Genomic DNA, 1486 nt, shown 5'->3' with positions numbered 1-1486 from the left:
CTGGGACTCTGCTTAACCATTTAATATCTGTTAGTAACTGTAGATTTTTTTGAGTATATAAAGCACTATCTGCCACCATTAAACTATCAAAATTTAACTGCTTTTTGAAATCTTTCATGCCTTGGACAAAACTTTTTTTGGTCAGATTCATTTCCCGAACCAATTCTCATCCACAATGGGACATCTCCATCATTCGTACAAATTAAATCCATGAGAAATTGCTTGAAATATGGTCTACATTAGTTACTTCTATTGACATTTTCTCCTCTTTTTGATCTTCACTTAATTATCTAGAATTAGAGCTGATTGATCAAGTAAAGATTAAGGCGCTGAATCACTTGCTATACTTAGGTTTGAGGAGTTATTATCAAGTATTACCCTAATTGCTAAAAACTAGGTAATATCAGACTTTTAGCTAAGTTTACAAATCAGCTCTTACAGTTTGAGGTTTTTTTTTCTTAAGTCTAAATACTTACTCAAGTTTGACCATCTTTGCATACTACATTTTGTCGTACGGAATGTGGGTTAAAAATTAATATTATTGAGCCAGAAGAGACCCTAAAAAAGCTGCTTGTAGACCAAAAAACAGGTAAACATAGAGAAAGGGTAAAAATTTTATACCTACTTGCTACCCCAGATCGCAGAAAAAGTAGGACATTTGGCATCTTTGACAGCTTGCCACCGGGTAATACCAATTTGAAAAAAGAATGTTACAAATGATTGGAAGCGATCGCTTGCTAAATATTGGCCATTGATAAAGCATCGACATGACCAGGAGGATAATTCATCAAGAATTTGTGGATGGTAGTCGGTTAATTCTAACTATAGATAGAACACAATGGAAAGAAAATAATATATTTTGAATAGGGGTGATCTACAAAAAACCAGCCTGACCTATTTATGGACAAATTTTAGAGAAAAAGAGCAGCAGTAATTGAGGAGAACAAAAGGCTGAGGAGAACAAAAGGCAATTATTAACCCTGTTTGACATTTATTAAAAAAATATGAATTAGTAGTTATTGGAGACCGTGAATTCCACGGCGTTGAATGATCACACTGGCTCAAAAATCAAAAATCACCTGAAATAATTTACTTTGTTTTTGGACAAAAACAGAATACTTATGATCGAAAACCTGGGAAAAACTATGAAAAACTTAGTTCTTTGCAGATATATCCCGGAACAAAAATTTTTTTGAGCCAGATCAATATTATTCAAAATCAAGGTGTTGGAAGATTTAACCTAGGAGCATATTGGAAAGGGAAATATAATCAGAAAGTAGAAAAAGCGAGTGTGTAATTCCCTGGTATCCTCGGAATGAAAGACGCACTCAAGACAAGAACCTTGGTACTTATAAACGAGGTGTTGCACAATAGAGAATGATATTCTAGAATTTGATTGAGAGATGGATTGTCCTGATTGTCAAAGCCATAAAGTAGTGAAAAATGGTCATCGTCAGGGAAAACAGAGTTATCTGTGCCGTGACTG

Annotated in this window: 1 pseudogene; it reads left to right on the top strand. The window is 34.3% G+C overall.

Annotated features, from left to right (window positions below):
• Positions 1-1403: 1403 nt before the first annotated feature.
• Positions 1404-1486, top strand: a pseudogene (locus F6K06_RS33475) (IS1 family transposase); the annotation flags it as partial.

The sequence above is a fragment of the Okeania sp. SIO1H4 genome, assembly GCF_010672695.1.
In the GTDB taxonomy this organism is placed as follows: domain Bacteria; phylum Cyanobacteriota; class Cyanobacteriia; order Cyanobacteriales; family Microcoleaceae; genus Okeania; species Okeania hirsuta.
The sequence above is the reverse complement of the archived record's forward strand: the minus strand, read 5'-3'. Positions and strand labels throughout refer to the sequence as shown.